General features: G+C 70.9%; 12 protein-coding genes. 7 read left to right on the forward strand and 5 right to left on the reverse strand.

From position 1 onward, the window contains the following. The first annotated feature begins 4 nt into the window (after window positions 1-4). The 7 genes from M2163_RS45365 to M2163_RS45395 all read left to right on the forward strand — a co-directional run bounded on the left by M2163_RS45365 (window position 5) and on the right by M2163_RS45395 (window position 8,984). Entirely contained in the window at window positions 5-1,591 is a 1,587-nt protein-coding gene (locus M2163_RS45365) for a bifunctional 3-(3-hydroxy-phenyl)propionate/3-hydroxycinnamic acid hydroxylase (RefSeq protein WP_280897068.1), read from the forward strand. Further along, window positions 1,588-3,555 carry an acetoacetate--CoA ligase gene (locus M2163_RS45370; RefSeq protein WP_280897069.1) on the forward strand — a complete coding sequence of 656 codons (1,968 nt, stop codon included), beginning with the start codon at window positions 1,588-1,590 and terminating at the stop codon, window positions 3,553-3,555. The genes M2163_RS45365 and M2163_RS45370 overlap by 4 nt, the downstream gene beginning before the upstream one ends. Beyond that, window positions 3,552-3,893, forward strand: coding sequence for a DoxX family protein (locus M2163_RS45375; protein ID WP_280897070.1), 342 nt, complete (start codon window positions 3,552-3,554; stop codon window positions 3,891-3,893). Before M2163_RS45370 ends, M2163_RS45375 begins: the two co-directional genes overlap by 4 nt. Window positions 3,894-3,976: 83 nt before the next feature. Further along, window positions 3,977-6,136, forward strand: coding sequence for a SpoIIE family protein phosphatase (locus M2163_RS45380; protein WP_280897071.1), 2,160 nt, complete (start codon window positions 3,977-3,979; stop codon window positions 6,134-6,136). A gap of 268 nt (window positions 6,137-6,404) precedes the next feature. Then, window positions 6,405-7,589, forward strand: a complete 1,185-nt coding sequence (locus M2163_RS45385; RefSeq protein ID WP_280846990.1) for a cytochrome P450 — start codon at window positions 6,405-6,407, stop codon at window positions 7,587-7,589. Between the two features lie 43 nt (window positions 7,590-7,632). Further along, a complete protein-coding gene (locus M2163_RS45390; protein WP_280846989.1) occupies window positions 7,633-7,830 on the forward strand; it encodes a ferredoxin in 198 nt (65 codons plus the stop codon). Continuing rightward, window positions 7,827-8,984, forward strand: a complete 1,158-nt coding sequence (locus M2163_RS45395; protein WP_280897072.1) for an FAD-dependent oxidoreductase — start codon at window positions 7,827-7,829, stop codon at window positions 8,982-8,984. Before M2163_RS45390 ends, M2163_RS45395 begins: the two co-directional genes overlap by 4 nt. A 154-nt stretch (window positions 8,985-9,138) precedes the next feature. Here the strand turns inward: M2163_RS45395 and M2163_RS45400 are convergent, their stop codons facing one another. From M2163_RS45400 to M2163_RS45420, 5 genes are all read right to left on the reverse strand, one after another. Beyond that, the gene (locus M2163_RS45400; protein ID WP_280846987.1) at window positions 9,139-11,475 is read right to left on the reverse strand and encodes a SpoIIE family protein phosphatase; all 2,337 of its coding nucleotides are present in this window, start codon (window positions 11,473-11,475) and stop codon (window positions 9,139-9,141) included. A gap of 285 nt (window positions 11,476-11,760) precedes the next feature. Next, on the reverse strand, window positions 11,761-12,489 hold the full coding sequence (gene npdG / locus M2163_RS45405) for an NADPH-dependent F420 reductase (protein WP_280897073.1): 729 nt from the start codon (window positions 12,487-12,489) through the stop codon (window positions 11,761-11,763). Between the two features lie 99 nt (window positions 12,490-12,588). After that, complete coding sequence (locus tag M2163_RS45410; protein WP_280846985.1) at window positions 12,589-13,527, reverse strand: TIGR03619 family F420-dependent LLM class oxidoreductase; 939 nt, start codon at window positions 13,525-13,527, stop codon at window positions 12,589-12,591. 123 nt (window positions 13,528-13,650) lie between these two features. Continuing rightward, window positions 13,651-14,937, reverse strand: a complete 1,287-nt coding sequence (locus M2163_RS45415; RefSeq protein WP_280897075.1) for a cytochrome P450 — start codon at window positions 14,935-14,937, stop codon at window positions 13,651-13,653. Between the two features lie 17 nt (window positions 14,938-14,954). Then, window positions 14,955-16,310 (reverse strand): glutamine synthetase family protein, encoded by a 1,356-nt coding sequence (locus M2163_RS45420; RefSeq protein WP_280897076.1) that lies wholly within the window; start codon window positions 16,308-16,310, stop codon window positions 14,955-14,957. Window positions 16,311-16,592: the final 282 nt, after the last annotated feature.

Here is a 16,592-nt window from a genome sequence, read left to right on the forward strand (position 1 = left end):
GCACATGATCGTTGAACCCGACGGGGCGGACGTGCCCGTAGTGATCATCGGGGCCGGTCCGGTGGGCGTGACCGCCGCCCTCCTCCTGGCCCGGCGCGGAGTCCGCAGCGTCGTCCTCGAGCGCCACAGGGACATTTACCCGCTCCCGCGTGCCGCCGCCACCGACGACGAGGTACGCAGGATCCTCCAGGCCGCGGGCGTGGGGGAGGAGTTCGCCGCGATGGCCCGCCCGGCGAACGGGCTGCGGCTGCTGGACGCCCGGCACCGGGTGATGGCCGAGTTCCGGCGCACCGAGCACGGCCTGCACGGCTACCCGCAGACCAGCATGTTCGACCAGCCCGAGCTGGAAAGTGTGCTGCGCGACGCCCTGGCCCGGTACCCGGAGTGCGAACTGCGGGGCGGAGCGGAGGTCACCGGCATCGGCCCGGACACCGAGGGCCCCGTGCGCGTGACCTACCGGGACGACGACGGTGAGCATCACCTGTGGGCCGAGGCGGTGCTCGGCTGCGACGGCGCGAACAGCCTCACCCGCGAGGCGATCGGCGCCGTGTGGGAGGACCTTCGCTTCGAGGAACGCTGGACCGTCATCGACGTCCGCACGACGGCCGACGTGCGCTCCTGGGAGGGAGTCGACCAGGTCTGCGACCCGGACCGGCCGGCGACCTTCACGCGCATGGGTGAGGACCGTTACCGCTGGGAGTTCCGGCTGCGCGAGGGGGCGGAGCAGCCCGTCCGCGAGTTGGTCGCGCCGTGGCTGCCACCCTCGTACGAAGGGGACTTCGAGATCATCCGCGAGGCGCAGTACACCTTCCGGGCCCGCCTCGCCGACCGTTGGCGCAGCGGACGCGTCTTCCTGCTCGGCGACGCCGCCCACCTCACCCCGCCGTTCATCGGACAGGGGCTGTGCGCGGGCCTGCGGGACGCCTACAACCTCACCTGGAAGCTCGCCCGAGTCCTCCAACAGGGCGGTGACGAGCGGCTGTTGGAGACCTACGAGAGTGAACGCAAGCCGCACGCCCGGCATGTGATCCGGCTCGCGGTCGCCATAGGCTGGGCCATGACCGGCGGCCAGGACAGTGCCGCCGCGATCCGCCGCAGAGCCCTGGCCGCCGCCTGCCGCATACCCGGCCTGACCGCGATGGCCGGCCGCGACCTCAGCCCGCGCCTGACCAAGGGACCCCTCGTACGCCGCCGCCTCCGCAACAGCCTTGCGGGCACGCACTGCCCCCAGCCATGGATCACCGCCGACGGACGGCGCAGCCGCCTCGACGAGGTGCTCGGCGACTCCTTCATCATCCTGACCGCCACCGATCCCTCGCCCTCGCTGAACGCCCTCGCCCACGCACTCGGCATCCGGGCGATCCCCGTCACGGGCCTCGGCGACGACGGCACCCTCGCCGCCTGGCTGCGCGCGGGCCGCGCGGACGCCGTCCTGCTGCGCCCCGACCGCGTCGTCATGGACGTCGTCCCGACCGGCGGCCGTGACTTCACCGGAAGCCCCGACTGGGCGTCCCTCCTGCACACCACCCGCAGTCCCCACCCGCCCCGACGGACCGTCGACACCAGCCTGCTGAGGAGCGTCACCGGATGAGCGTGCCCAACCCTTTCATGACGCCGGATCCGCAGGCCGTCGCGGACAGCAACCTCATGGACTTCGCCCGCCACGCCGGGATGGCCGACGCCGACTATGCCGCCTTGTACCACTGGTCGGTCACCGACCTGGAAGGCTTCTGGGCCACGGTGTGGGAGTACTTCGACATCGACGCCGACACGCCCTATGAGCAGGTGCTGGCGGACGAGCGGATGCCCGGCGCCCGCTGGTTCCCCGGTGCCACCCTCAACTACGCCCACCATGCCCTGCGCAACCTCGCCGACGACGCCGTGGCGGTCATCGCGCTGGACGAGACCGGATCCTGCTACGAGGTGACCGCGAGCCATCTGCGTGCCCAGGTGGCCTCCGTCGCCGCGACCCTGCGCGATCTCGGCGTCGGCAAGGGCGACCGGGTCGTCGGCTACCTGCCCAACACCCCGCACGCCATCGTGGCGTTCCTGGCCGCCGCCAGCCTGGGCGCGGTGTGGTCGGTGTGCGGACAGGACTACGCCCCCAAGGCCGCCGCCGACCGCTTCGGCCAGCTCGAACCGACCGTCCTGATCGCCGCCGACGGCTACCTCTTCAACGGCACGACCCACGACCGCCGCGACGCCGCCATCGAACTCGCCGGCACGCTGCCCACGTTGAAGGCCACGCTGCTCGTCGACCACGTGGGCCTGCCCTGGCCCTCGCGGGCGTACCCCTCGCTGGTGGTCCCCTGGGAGGACGCGGCCACCCGCACCGAGGAACTCACCTGCACGCCCGTGCCGTTCGATCACCCGCTGTGGGTCGTGTTCTCCTCCGGCACCACCGGTCTGCCCAAGGGCATCGTCCATGGCCACGGCGGGGTGGTGGTGGAGCACCTGAAAACCCTGGCCCTGCACTCCGACCTCGGCCCCGGCGACCGCCTCCTGTGGTACACCACCACCCACTGGATGATGTGGAACCTGGTCGTCTCCACGTTGCTGACCGGTGCCACGACCTGCACGTACGACGGCAGCCCGGCTCCCCTCGCCCAGCCCGACACCCTGTGGAAGCTGGCCGCGCGCCACCGGGTGACCCTCTTCGGCACCAGCCCCCAGTACCTGCTGGGCATGGCCAAGTTCGGCATCGACCCGTCCGTGCACGACCTGTCGTCGATCCGCGTGGTCGGCTGCACCGGCTCCACCCTCCCGGCCTCCGCCTACCCCTGGGTCCGCGACCATGTGGGGGAGCGGGTGCTGCTGGCCTCGATCAGCGGCGGCACGGACGTCGTCTCCGGCTTCGCGGGCAGTGCCCCCAACACCCCGGTCTGGGCGGGCGAGTTGTCCGCACCCCACCTCGGTGTGGCACTGGCCGCCTATGACGCCGAGGGCTTCCCGGTCGTGGACCGGGTCGGAGAGCTGGTCGTCACCCGGCCCATGCCGTCGATGCCGCTGTACTTCTGGAACGACCCCGACGGCAGGCGCTACCGCGAGGCGTACTTCTCCGTCTACCCCGGCGTCTGGCGGCACGGCGACTGGATCACCGTCACCGGCCACGGCTCCGTGATCGTCCACGGCCGCTCCGACTCGACGCTGAACCGCAACGGCGTACGCCTAGGCAGTGCCGACGTCCACGACGTCGTCGAACGTCTCCCCGAGATCGCGGAAGCCCTGGTCATCGGGGCGGAGGAACCCGACGGCGGCTACTGGATGCCCCTGTTCGTGGTCCTCGCCGCCGGAGCCGAACTGGACGACACGCTGCGCGAGCGCATCCGTGAGGCGATTCGCAGCGGGGCCTCGCCCCGACACGTCCCCGACGACATCCTCGAAGTGCCCGGGATCCCGCACACCCGCACCGGCAAGAAACTCGAAGTCCCCGTCAAACGCCTCCTCCAGGGCGCCCCGGTCGGGCAGGTCGTCAACCCGGCCACTGTGGATGCCCCCGACCTCATCGACTACTACGCCCGCCTGGGCGCCGCACGCAGGGACCGATCGGCATGACAACCGCGCACATCGTTCTCGCCGTCGCGCTGGCCCTGGTCTTCCTCCCACTGGGGCTGGCGAAGATCGCCGCCGTGCCGTTCATGCGCCAGGCAGCCGCCCATCTCGACATGTCGCTGGGCCTCTACCGCATCATCGGAACCCTGGAAGTGGCGGCAGCCGCCGGACTGCTGCTCGGCCTGGCTGCGGCCCCGCTCGGGGTGGCAGCCGCTGCCGGACTGGCTGTGCTCATGGGGGCAGCCGCGGTGGTACACCTGCGCCATGGCGACCCGCCCGCGCGGGCTCTGCCCGCCGCGGTACTGGCCCTGATGGCGGTGGCGTACGCCGTCACCGGCTGACGCCCGGAGGGTGCGCCGGGTCGAGCGGAGGCGGTCGATGCCCGGCGGCTCACGGGCCCTGTTTGCGGCGTACCGTCGATTGTGTGGAGTACACGGCCGCCAGCCTTGTGTCCCGTGTCGCCGGCGACCTCGGGCCCGTGGCGGACGAGGTGATCGCCGACGTGGTGCGGTGCCTGCGGCGTGCGGTTCCCGAACTGTGGAGCAACCCGGATCTGGTCCGCATGACGTCCGAGAACATCGCGGAGCATGTGGTCGGCGTGCTGGCCGGCCTGGAACACGGCATCGAGCCGAGCGAGATGGACCCGCCGGCCGCCGAGCTGGAACGGGCACGTCGGCTGGCCCGGCACGGCGTCCCGGTCACAGCCCTGTTGCGAGCCTTCCGGCTCGGTCAGGGCGTCATCCTGGACAGACTGCTTGCCGAGATGCCGCGGCTGACGAAGGACGCGGAGTTGGTCAGCTCTGCAGCGCGCCTCCTGCTCGCGATGGCCGACGGATACGTGGAAGACGCGTCCGAGCAGGGTGTCATGGCGTTCCAGGAGGAGCGGGACCGTCGCCTGCGGTGGCGGCTGTCCCTGGTGAACGAGGCCGGTGTGCGCATCGGGACCACCCTGGACATTGCTCGCACGACCCAGGAGCTGGCGGACCTCGCCCTCGACCACTTCGCCGACGCGGTCACCGTCGACCTGCTCGACTCCGTCATCCACGGGCACGACACCCCGGCGCCGGGCCACCTCGTACTGCACCGGATCGCCCAGGCGTCCTCGGTACAGGAGGGCGGCCCGGAGCCGCCTGCGGGGCTGGGGACGGTGCACGCCTGCCCGGACGGATCGGTCACGGAACAGGCCCTGGCCACCGGAAAGCCCTCCCGGCACACGGCGATGCCGACGGATCCGGCCGATACCGTCGGTCCTCACCCGGCCTGCTCGACGCTGGTGGTGCCGCTGAGCGCGCGCGGCGCCACTCTCGGCGTCGCGCGGCTCTGCCGTCACCGCAACCCCGTTCCCTTCGACGACGAGGATCTGTTCCTCGCCCAGGAGGTCGCGGCCAGGGCGGCCGTGGCCATCGACAACGCACGCCGCTACACGCATGCCCGGAGCACGGCCCTGACTCTGCAGCGCAGTCTGCTGCCGCGGCGCACGGCGGAGCAGTCCGCTGTCGAGGTCGCCTGCCGTTACCTGCCGGCCGGCGGCCAGGCCGGTGTGGGCGGCGACTGGTACGACGTCATCCCGTTGTCCGGTGCCCGGGTCGCCCTGGTCGTGGGCGACGTGGTCGGCCACGGCATCCACGCCGCCGCCACCATGGGGCGCCTGCGCACCGCGGTGCGCACCCTCGCCGACATCGATCTGCCTCCCGAGGAGTTGCTGACGCACCTGGACGACGTCGTCATCCGGCTGTCCGCCGAGGCGTCGGGCGACGCGGAGACGGAAACGGCCGGGGAAATCGGTGCCACGTGTCTGTACGCCGTCTACGACCCCGTCGACGGTCGCTGTTCCCTGGCCCGCGCCGGGCACCCGCTGCCCGCCGTGGTGAACGGTGACGGCACCGTCGACCTACTGGAACTGCCGCCAGGCCCACCGCTGGGCCTGGGCGGACTGCCGTTCGAGGCGGCGGAGGTCGACCTGCCCGAAGGCAGCCTGCTCGCCCTGTACACCGACGGTCTGGTCGAAGGCCGCGACCGAGACATCGACGCAGGTCTCACCCTGCTGCGCCAGGCCCTTGCGCAGCCCTCCGCGTCCCTGGAAGCCGCCTGCGACACGGTGCTTCAGGCCCTGGTACCGACGGACCGGCCCTACGACGACGTCGCTCTGCTGCTGGCCCGTCCCCGTGCCCTCGGGGACCACAAGGTGGCCGCCTGGGACGTGGACGCCGAGCCGGCTGCCGTCGCCCGGGCCCGTGCGAACGCCTCCGAGCGGCTGGCCGCCTGGGGACTGGAGGACCTCGCCTTCGTCACCGAGCTGGTGGTCAGCGAACTGGTCACCAACGCCGTCCGCTACGGACGGCCTCCCATCCGTCTGCGTCTCATCCGTGACCGCTCCCTGCTGTGCGAGGTGTCCGACGCCGGCAGTACCACCCCGCATCTGCGCCGGGCCCGCACGTTCGACGAGGGCGGACGCGGTCTGTTCCTCGTCGCGCAGCTCGCCGAGCGGTGGGGAACACGCCATGCCCGGCAGGGCAAGACGGTCTGGGCCGAGCTGGACGGAGAGAAGCACGCCGGCCCCTCGGGCCTCGATGCCGTCCTCTAGCCCAAGCCTGGGCACGCGGCATCCAGGAGAGCATCAGCAGTTCTGATGAGTTCATCGTTTTCTTGGCCGTAACCCTTGACGTGGCATTCCATCAAGCTTGAGTATTTCGTCATTACGGCGTTGTTGCGCTGGCGGCATCCGTCCGTGCAACGGGATGAGGAGCGGGACCTCGCCGAGGTTGCGCCCCCGTCAGCCGTCCGCGGACCGCCTGCCCCACACGCACCCTTCATCCCCCCGCTCCCTCGCGGCTCCTTCAGGAGGGCCCTTCATGCCCATGCTCACGGAGATCCCCGTCTACCGTCCGGATCTGTACTCGGCGTCGGCCATCCGCGACACTCATCCGCACTTCGCCGCACTGCGTGAGCTCGGCCCGGTGGTCTGGCTGAGCAAGCACAAGGTCTACGCCCTGCCGCGGTATGCCGAGTGCAAGCAAGTGCTGCTGGACGACGACACCTTCGTCTCCTCGGGCGGCGTCGGCCTCAACCCCGTCGCCAACCGGCTGGGCCAGGGCACCACGCTGTGCAGCGACGGCGAGGAGCACGCCCGCCGCCGTTCCCTCCTCGCGCACCGCCTGACCCCCAGGGCGCTGCGCACGATGAAGGACACGGTCGAACAGCAGGCGGCCGCCGTGGTCGAGGCAGCCGTGGCCCGGCGGACGGTCGACGCGGTGGAGCTCGCCACCGCGCTGCCGATGTCCGTCGTGCCCGACCTGGTCGGCTGGCCCCAGCAGGGCCGCGAGGATCTGCTGCGCTGGGCCGGTGCCACCTTCGACGCTCTGGGCCCGATCAACCGCCAGGCGGTGCGCACACTGCCCGCGTCCCTGGGCATGCTCCGCTACGCGCGCGGTGTCGTCCGTGACCGGTCCGTGCTGGACGGCAGCATGGGCCACGACCTGCTGCGCGCCGCCGACGAGGGCCGCATCATGCCCGCCGAGTGCGTCACCATGATGATCGACTACCTGGCGCCCTCCCTGGACACCACCATCAGCGCCATCTCCAGCGCGCTCTACCTGTTCGCCACCCACCCCGAACAGTGGCGTCTGCTGAAGGCGGACCCCGACCTCGTCTCGAAAGCGGTCAACGAGGTCGTCCGCTACGAATCCCCGATCCGCGCCTTCTCCCGCACCGCCGCCCGTGACACGGAACTGGCGGGCGTCGCCCTCCCCAAGGGCTCCCGGGTACTGGTCCTGTACGGCTCCGCCAACCGTGACCCGCTGGAGTGGGACGACCCGGACACCTTCGACATCCGCCGCGACGCCGCCCGCCAACTCGGTTTCGGGCAGGGCACGCACGGCTGCGCCGGCCAGGGCCTGGCCCGCCTGGAGACCTCCGCGATCCTCCACGCCCTGCTCGAACGCGTCGACCGCATCGAGGTGGCCGGCACACCCGAGTGGGCCCTGAACAACATCATCCACCGCCTCGAGCGCCTGCCGCTCGAACTCATCCCCGCCTGAACCCCCGCCGCTCGCCCGTTCGAGGACAGCTGAGGACAGCACCATGAAAATCTCCGTCGACCATCCACGCTGCGAAGGCCACGGCCTGTGCGCCGACCAGGCTCCCGACATCTTCAGCCTGGACGACGACGCCGAACTCACCTACCACTTCGAGGGCGCCGAAGTCCCCGACGAGCATCAGGTCGCCGCCCGCGCCGCTGTCAACGCCTGCCCGGTCGCCGCCCTGCGAGTCCTGTCGTGAGCGCACCGCGCTCGGTGCTCATCGTCGGCGAGTCACTCGCCGGCACCGCCGCCGCCCGCCAGCTGCGCACCCTCGGCCACACCGGACCGGTCGTGCTCCTCGGCGCCGAGGAGCACGGCGCGTACTCCCGCCCGCCCCTGTCCAAGGCAGTCCTGAAGGACCCGGCCGCGGACCGGACCCTGGGCCTGGACCTCGACGGGCTCGACGTCGACGTCATCCGCTCGGCCGCCGTCACGGCCGACACCCGGCACCGCACCGTCACGACCGCCGACGGGCGCCAGGTCGGCTACGACGCCCTGATCGTCGCCACCGGCGCGGACGCCCGCAGACTCGCCGCCCCCGGGCAGCGTGGCGAACTCGTCCTGCGCACCCTGGACGACGCCCGCCTGCTCCGCGCCCGCCTGGCGGACGCCGGCTCGGCGATCGTGGTCGGGGCGGGCTTCCTCGGCATGGAGGTGGCCAGCGCCTGCGCCGCCCGCGGCATCCCGGTCACCGTCGTGGACACCGACCGGCCGCTGGAACGCATCCTCGGCGACCATCTGTCCGCCGCGATCACCGCACACGCTGCGGCATACGGCATCCGCTTCGTACAGGCCACCGGCTTCGCCACGCTGACCGGCGACCCCGTCAGCGGCGTGGCGCTCCCCGACGGCACCGAACTCACCGCGGACCTGGTGGTCACCTGCGCCGGAGAGGCCCCCTGCGTCGACTGGCTGGCGGGGACGGGTCTCGCCGACCGTCTCGGCGTCGGTATCGACCGTGCCTGCGCCACCACCGTGCCCGGCGTGTTCGCCGCCGGCGACGTCACCTACCTCCGCGGCGACGGCACCCGGCCCGACCGGCGTGCACCCTTCTGGTCCAACGCCCTCGCCCAGGGCAGGACCGCGGCGGCCTCCGCCCTCGGCCTGCCTCCGTCGGGACCACCGCAGGACGACTACTTCTGGACGGAGGTCGCCGGCCGCACCGTCAAAATCGTCGGGCGCCTGCCGCTCACCGGCGAACCGACCACGGTCCAGGGCAGCCTGCCGGACGGACGCGCGCTGCTGACCTGGAGCCATACCGACGGAACAGCGACGGCGGTCGCCTACGGACTGCGCAAACCGGTCACCGCGCTCCGGGCCTTGGCCGCCACGTCCCGGCCGCCGTCCCCGTGACGGAGGCACATGAGCGTCGCGACGAAGGAGGCCAGGGGGGCGCAGGCATGGCCGGGGTGTCCTTGCGCGGCGCACTCGGCTGATCAACGGGCACCGTCAGTACTCCGGGTGCGGCCGGTGGGCGCCCTGTCCGTCGGCGCGGCCGTGGACGAGGTCAGCCCTGCGGCAGTGGCTGTTCGGCCCAGATCGTCTTGCCCCGCCCGGTCTGACGGCTTCCCCAGCGCTGGGTGAGCTGGGCGACCAGCAGCAAACCGCGGCCGCCCTCGTCGAAGGCGTGGGCGCGCCGCAGGTGCGGTGAGGTGGAACTGCCGTCGGAGACCTCGCAGATGAGGGTGCGGTCCCGGATCAGCCGCAGCTGGATGGGCGGTTCGCCGTAGCGGATGGCGTTGGTGACCAGTTCGCTGACGACGAGTTCGGTGACGAACGCCGCCTCGTCCAGTCCCCACGCCGTCAGTTGCTCGGTGGCGGCCTGGCGGGCCGCGGCCACGCGCTCGGGGTCCGGTGTGATGTCCCAGGTCGCGACCTGGTCCGCGCCCAGCGCGCGGGTGCGGGCCAGCAGCAGTGCGACGTCGTCACTGGGCTCCTCCGGCAGGACCGCCTTGAGCACCGTGTCGCACAGCATGGCGAGGTTGTCCACCGGTGCGGACAGCGCGCGGCACAGCTCGTCGGTGGCGTGATCGACGTCGCGGTCCCGGTCCTCGATCAGACCGTCGGTGTAGAGGGCGAGCACCGAGCCCTCGGGCAGCTCCATCTCGGTCGCCTCGAAGGGCAGTCCGCCGACGCCGAGTGGCGGTCCGGCCGTCATCTCCACCAGGGCCGCGCTGCCGTCGGCCTGCAGCACCGCGGGCGCCGGATGTCCGGCCGCCGCGAGGTTCAGCCGCCGTGAGACGGGGTCGTAGACGGCGTACAGGCAGGTCGCGCCGAGTTCCGCGGCCTCGCCGCTCTCGTCGGAGGCGAGGTGGGTGACCAGGTCGTCGAGGTGGGTGAGGAGCTCGTCGGGTGGCAGGTCGACGTCGGCGAGGGTGCGCACCGCGGTGCACAGGCGGCCCATGGTCGCCGTCGAGGGGATGCCGTGGCCGACGACGTCGCCGACGACGAGGGCGACGCGGCTGCCGGAGAGCGGGATGACGTCGAACCAGTCGCCGCCGATGCCGGCCAGCGAGCCGGAGGGCAGATAGCGGTGGGCGACCTCGACGGCGGCCTGTCCGGGCAGCCCCCGTGGCAGGAGACTGTTCTGGAGGGCCAGGGCCGTGGCGCGCTCCCGGGCGAACCGTCTGGCGTTGTCGATGCACACGGCGGCCCGGCTGGCGACCTCCTCGGCGAGGACGATGTCGTCCTCGCCGAAGTCGTCCGGGTTGGCGATCCGCACGCCTACCACCACGCCCAGGGTGGTACCGCGCGCCCGCAGCGGCGCGGCGAGCATCGAGTGCGCGCCCTTGCGGTAGGCGCTGCCCGCGGGGCCACGCGCGTTGCGCTCGGCCACCCAGCGCACGAATTCCGGCTCGCCGGCCTGACTGACCACGGCCCGTCCTGCCCTCATGGCTTTCGCCGGCGGAGAAGACGGTGAACAGGTGCTGGTGTCGCCTACACGCACAGCGGCCTCTGGCGTTCCCTTCAGGCCTGACCCGTGGGCGACCCTGCGCAGGACGAAGTCCTGCAACGGAATGTCCGGCAGCCCGTCCGCCTCGAAGACCCAGTCCAGCAGATCGACGCTGGCGAAGTCGGCGTACCGGGGCACCAGCAGTTCGATCAGTTCCTCGGCGGTGCGCACCACGTCCAGGGTGGTGCCGATCGAAGCTGCGGCCTCGTTGAGCAGAGCGAGACGCTGCCGGGCCCAGTACTGCTCGGTACTGTCGAACGACGCGATGCCCACAGCCTGGAGCTCACCGTCCGCGTTCCGCAGCGGCCACATGTCGGTGGTCCAGGAATGTTCCCGGTTCAGAGCGGGGGCCCCGGTGAAGCTCTCGTAGCGGACCGGACGGCCTGTGTCGACGACCTGCCGCAGATGATCGAGCCAGCCGCGATGCGCTGGGCGATCCTCGACGCTTTCCGGAAAGTGCTGTCCCACCAGCGCTTCCTCGGGCACGCCCATGATCCGGCAGGCCACGTCGTTCAGCCGCACATAGTGCTGTGTGGTGTCGAACACGGACATGGGCAGGGAGGCTTGCTGGAAGGCCTGGCCCGCCACGGTCGGCTCCTGGTCGCCGGGGGGATCGACGGTGATCACGTATCCGGACGGCTCTCCTTTCTCACCGAGCACGGCGCGGGCGGTGAGCACGAGCGGAACGGACGAGCCATCCCGGTGGCGCAGCACGACGATGCCCGAGAGGTTCGCGACGGTGTCGGCCCTGATGTCCTCAGCCAGCAGTGCGTGGGCTGGACGGTTCACCACCTCGTCGGCGGTGTATCCCACCAGGTCGCGTGCTCCGTCGCTCCAGGCCGTGACCACACCCTGCATGTCGACGATCGCCGCGGTATAGCCCTGTCCCATGACTTCAGCATTGTTCCTCTGTCCGGACAGTTCAACTGAAGCAGAGGCCACGACCGTGGGCCGGCTGACCGGCGTCACTCTTCGTGCGCACGCGGAGCTGTGGGATCACCCGACGACGACGGCGAGCCGGTCGCTGACCTCCTGTGTCACATGGCCACTAGGCCGTGGGGCACGACTGGGGACGGTGCCGTCCGGTGTCCATGAAGTCTGGTTGCGTCCCACGGCCGTACCGGATCGGAGGCGCAACGTGAGGGCGGGGCTCGGTGAACGACGCTGGGAGTCTTCTCAGACGTCGCTGAGGCGTAGGCCCGCGTGGGCCTTGTAGCGGCGGTTCACCGAGATCAGGTTGGCTACCAGCGACTCCACTTGGTGGGCGTTGCGCAGTCGTCCACCGTAGAGGCCACGTGCGCCCGGGAGGCGTGAGGCGAGTGCCTGGACGGTGTCGGTGGCGGCGCGTTCGTCACCCAGGACGAGTATGTCGGTGTCGATCTTCTCGATCTGCCGGTCTTCCAGAGTGACGGCGGAGAGATGGTGGAATGCGGCGGTCACCCGGGAATCCGGCAACAGCGCGGCAGCCTGTTCGGCGGCACTGCCCTCCTCGGGTCGTAGGGCGTAGGCGCCCTTCTTGTCGAATCCGAGAGGGTTGACGCAGTCGACCACGATCTTGCCGGCGAGTTGCGCGCGGAGCGTTGCCAGCAGCTCGGCGTGTCCTTCCCAGGGAGTGGCGACGATCACCAGGTCGCTCTCCTGTGCGGTGGTGGCGTTGTCGGCGCCGCGGACGTCAGTGCCGATGGCTGCTGCCGTGGAGGCGGCCCGGGCGGTGTCCCGTGAGCCGATGACGACCTGTTGGCCCGCGCCGGCGAGCCGGTAGGCGAGGCCGCGCCCCTGTGGGCCGGTGCCGCCGAGGATGCCGACGACCAGGCCGGACACATCGGGGAGGCGATGGGGATCGATTCGAGTGGCTTCGGCGGGAGTGGAGGGGCGGGTGCCGGCGGCTTCGTCGGGAGACGTCATGTTGTGGTCCTTGGCTCGTTCGGTTCGTTCTTCCGCGGCCCGGTGCCGCTTGTCGTCAGCGGGCTGCTCGGTCCGCTGTGCGGGAAGTCGGCGGCGCCGTCAGGCGGTCAGCGACTCCACGCGGCGCATCACCTCGCGGCAGAACGCGCCCACCCCGTTCGGGTCGTCGGTGAACTGCGAGGGCTTGACGCAGAAGGTGGTGAATCCCTGGGCCATCTGCTCGGGGATGGGCTCGAGGGCCTGGGCGAGGTCGGCGCAGGAGGTGTCGTCGGGGAACACGGCGCGGGTGCTGCCGATCATCTCCAGGTCGGCGATGTCGCGGCCCGCGGCGGCCATCGCGGTCTTCAGCGTCTGCATCTGCTCGGGAGTCACCTTGCCCAGCGGGTTGAAGGCGTGGCCGTAGCGGACGATCCTGCGCACCATCGCCTCGTGCATGCCCGCGCCGCCGAAGCACAGCCGGGGGCCGTCCGGGCGGTATGCCTTGGGCTCGAAGTACACGTCCTGGAACGTGTAGTACTCGCTCTCGTGGGACACGGGGGAGGGGCCCCACAACTTCCGCCAGATCTCCAGGTGTTCGTCGAGGAGCTTGCCACGTCGGGCGAACGGGACATCGAGCGCCGCGTACTCGTCCCGGCTCCAGCTGACGTTGGGCAGCACGATCAGACGGCCCTCGGAGAGAAGGTCGAGGGTGCCGAGCTCGCGGGCCAGGAGCAGGGGATGGCGCAGGGGAGCGATGACCGCCGAGGCGGCGAGACGCAGACGCTCGGTGACAGCGGCGATCGCGCTGAGCAGCATGAGCGAGTTGGGCCAGGGTGTGAAGGGGTCTTGGTTGCCGGGCAGGGCGTAGTCGCGGGGATTGCCCATCACGCCGTTGGCTCCGGCGTCGGGGCCGAGCACGATGTGCTCGCTGATCATGACGGAGTCGAATCCGGCGTCCTCGGCCTCGCGGGCCCAGCGGAGCACGGTCGGCAGATCCGCGCGGCCTGCGGTCATGGTCCAGTTCTCGCTCAGGACGAGCTGCATGCGGGGAGTGGTCATCGTGGTGATCCTCTAGGCGGGCGTGTTCGAGGGCAGTAGTGAGGGGTGGCCGCAGCCGTCCGGGCGGCCGCGGCTGCGACTGACGGGCAGTGGCATGCGGCAGGCGGTCAGGCGGTCAGGCGGTCAGGCGAGGGTGACCTCGACCGGCAGCTTCTTGATGCCGTTGACGAAGTTGGAGCGCACGCGCGGGACTTCGCCGGCGAGTTTGATGTCGGCGATGCGCGGGATGAGCTCCTCGAACATGATGCGGATCTCGGTGCGGGCGAGGAGGTTGCCCAGGCACAGGTGGGGGCTGCCCTTGCCGAAGGTGACGTGGTCGTTGTCCCGGCGGGTGACGTCGAAGTCGTAGGGATTGCCGAAGACCTCCTCGTCGCGGTTGCCGGAGGCGTACCACATGACGACCTTGTCGCCCTCCTTGATGTGCTTGCCGCCGAGTTCGACGTCGCGGGTCGCGGTGCGGCGGAAGTGGTAGACGGGGGAGGCCCAGCGCAGGAACTCCTCGACCGCCGTGGGGATGAGTGACGGGTCGTCCTTCAGCCTCGCCAGCTGCTCGGGGTGCTGGAGGAGGGCCAGCATGGAGTGGGAGATGGTGTGGCGGGTGGTCTCGTTTCCGGCAACGACCAGGAGCAGGAAGTAGTTGTCGAAGTCCTCGGCCGAAAGCGGGATGCCGTCGCGCGGCGTGGTGTTGACCAGCTTCGAGACCAGGTCCGTGCCGTCGCCGCCGCGCCGCCGGCGGGCCAGCTCACGGCCGTACTCGAAGACCTCCAGCGAGGCGGGGGAGCGGAAGGGCAGGTCGCGGTACTGCTCGCTCTCCTCGCTGTGCAGCAGGACGTCGGCGTAGTCGGGGTCGGTGTGGCCGATGATGCGGTTGCCCCAGTCGATGAGCTGCTGGTTGTCCTCCGGGGGGACGTCGAGGAGCCGGGCCAGGACGTTGATGGGGAAGTCGGCGGAGACGTCGGCGACGAAGTCGAAGGTGCCCTTGGCGAGGGCCGCGTCCAGCGTCCTGGCGGTCAGGCCGCGCAGGAAGTCGCTGTAGCTGTTGATGACGCTCGCGCCGAACTGCCGCTGGATCACGTTGCGCAGGGCACGGTGGCGGACGCCGTCCATCTCCAGGATGGAGGCGCGCTTCTTGATCTGGTCCTCGTCGACCTCTTCGAGGTTCACGAACTTCGTCGAGGTGAAGGTCTCGGCGTCGCGGTCGACGCGGGCGATGTCGGCGTGCCGGGTCACCGCCCAGAAACCGGAGTTGGGAGCCTCCTCGGGCTGCCAGTGCACCGGGTCCTGGTGACGCAGGGTGTGGAACATCCGCCACGGGGTGGTTCCGTCGGTGAAGTTGTCCAGGTCGGCGAGGTTGACGTCCGCCAGCGGCATCGGGTCGGTCACGGCGGCGGTCGGGGTCTCGGTCGTCATCGCATGGCTCCCAGTCGTCACAGGTGGTAGGCGTACTCGGTGAACTCCCAGTCGGTGACGTGCCGTTGGAAGCGTTCGGTCTCATTGCGCTTGTAGGAGAGGAAGGAGGCGGCGAACTCCTTGCCGAGGACGTCGGTCAGTTCCGTGTCCGCCTCCAGGGCGTCCAGTGCGGCCGGCAGGCTCATGGGCAGCACGGCTGCCTTGGCGGTGTCGTAGCCGTACCCCTCCAAGGGGGCGGGGGGCTCCTCGCCGGCCAGCACCCCGAGCAGCGCGGCGGCGATGGTGCCGGTGATCAACAGGTACGGGTTGGCGCTGGCGTCGCCGAGACGCAGTTCGAACCGTGCGCCGGAGCCGCGCTCGGGCGGGATGCGGACCATGGCGCTGCGGTTGTCCAGGCCCCAGTCGATCAGCCACGGCGCGAGGGTGTCGGGACCGAAACGCTTGTAGGAGTTCACGGTCGGGTTGGCCAGTGCGGCCAGGGCCGGTGCGTGGGCGAGGATGCCGGCGACGGCGTGGCGTGCGGTGGTGGACAGCCCGTACGGCCCTGCCGGATCGTCGAAGGCGTTGCCGCCCTCGTCGTTCTCGCAGGACAGGTGGAGATGGAAGCCGGAGCCTCCGGCGTCGTTGAACGGCTTGGCCATGAACGTGGCGAGTTTCCCCTCCTTCCGGGCCAGCTCCTTGATGGCGGACTTGAAGCGGAAGGCGCGGTCCGCGGCGGACAGGGCATCGGAGTGGGTGAGGTTGATCTCGAACTGGCCGCCGTCGAACTCGTGGTTGCCGCTGGTCGCGCCGATGTTCATGTCCCGCAGCAGGCGCAGGGTGCGCAGCAGGTGGTTGTCGCCGTCGGCGCGCAGACCGGCTGTGTAGACGGCGCCGGTGGTGCCGGAATAACGCTTCCAGCCGCACGGGGAGGCCGGGTCCTCGTCGCAGAGGAAGTACTCGAGTTCGGGGCCGACCACCGGACGCAGGCCGTGTTCGGCGCACCGGTCGAGGACCGTGCGCAGCAGATCACGGGGTGACTCCGGTGCGGGCAGGCCGGTGGCCGGGTCGGTGGCGTCGGCCAGGCTGGAGACGACGCCGGGCTCCCAGGGGAGGGAGATCAGGCTGTCCAGGTCGGGGCGCACGGTGACGTCGGGCAGGCCGGCGTCGAGACCGCCGGAGACGGGGACCACGTCGCCTTGGGGGCTGGTGTGGTAGACGGCCCGGCAGAAGGCCAGGCCGTGGTCGCAGGCCGACGGCAGGTGGTCCAGCAGGATGTCGCGTGCGCGGTCGGTGCCGATGAGGTCGGGATAGGTCACGCGCACCACGTCGATGCCCTCGGCGGCGAGCCGTTGCATGTGCTGACGGAGGCTGGGGGTTGGGGCTGCGCTCACCGATGTCTCCTCGGGCGCTTGGGGTGTGGGTGGCGAGAGAAGTCGGAGGGCCGGTGCTGGTGGGGGCACGGCTGACTTGTTTGGTACCAAACGGTATGAGGACTACGGACGCCCCGCAAGAGGGGATGGGAAAAAATTATCCGCATGGATAGGTATTGACCAGGGGTGAGCCGCTCCCTATGTTGTTTGAAGCCAAATGAGTTAGGGCCCGGTCAGTCGCCAGGCCCTTGGCCGGGGCCCGGCCGAAGCGGTCGGGCCCCTCTTCCTCTCCTCGCCCCGACG

This window comes from Streptomyces sp. SAI-135 (genome assembly GCF_029893805.1).
In the GTDB taxonomy this organism is placed as follows: domain Bacteria; phylum Actinomycetota; class Actinomycetes; order Streptomycetales; family Streptomycetaceae; genus Streptomyces.

Excerpts from the sequence above, each read along its gene's own strand:
- M2163_RS45365 (WP_280897068.1), top strand. The coding sequence starts at position 5 with ATGATCGTTGAACCCGACGGGGCGGACGTGCCCGTAGTGATCATCGGG.
- M2163_RS45370 (WP_280897069.1), top strand. The coding sequence starts at position 1,588 with ATGAGCGTGCCCAACCCTTTCATGACGCCGGATCCGCAGGCCGTCGCG.
- M2163_RS45375 (WP_280897070.1), top strand. The coding sequence starts at position 3,552 with ATGACAACCGCGCACATCGTTCTCGCCGTCGCGCTGGCCCTGGTCTTC.
- M2163_RS45385 (WP_280846990.1), top strand. The coding sequence starts at position 6,405 with ATGCCCATGCTCACGGAGATCCCCGTCTACCGTCCGGATCTGTACTCG.
- M2163_RS45390 (WP_280846989.1), top strand. The coding sequence starts at position 7,633 with ATGAAAATCTCCGTCGACCATCCACGCTGCGAAGGCCACGGCCTGTGC.
- M2163_RS45400 (WP_280846987.1), bottom strand. The coding sequence starts at position 11,475 with ATGGGACAGGGCTATACCGCGGCGATCGTCGACATGCAGGGTGTGGTC.
- npdG (WP_280897073.1), bottom strand. The coding sequence starts at position 12,489 with ATGACGTCTCCCGACGAAGCCGCCGGCACCCGCCCCTCCACTCCCGCC.
- M2163_RS45410 (WP_280846985.1), bottom strand. The coding sequence starts at position 13,527 with ATGACCACTCCCCGCATGCAGCTCGTCCTGAGCGAGAACTGGACCATG.
- M2163_RS45415 (WP_280897075.1), bottom strand. The coding sequence starts at position 14,937 with ATGACGACCGAGACCCCGACCGCCGCCGTGACCGACCCGATGCCGCTG.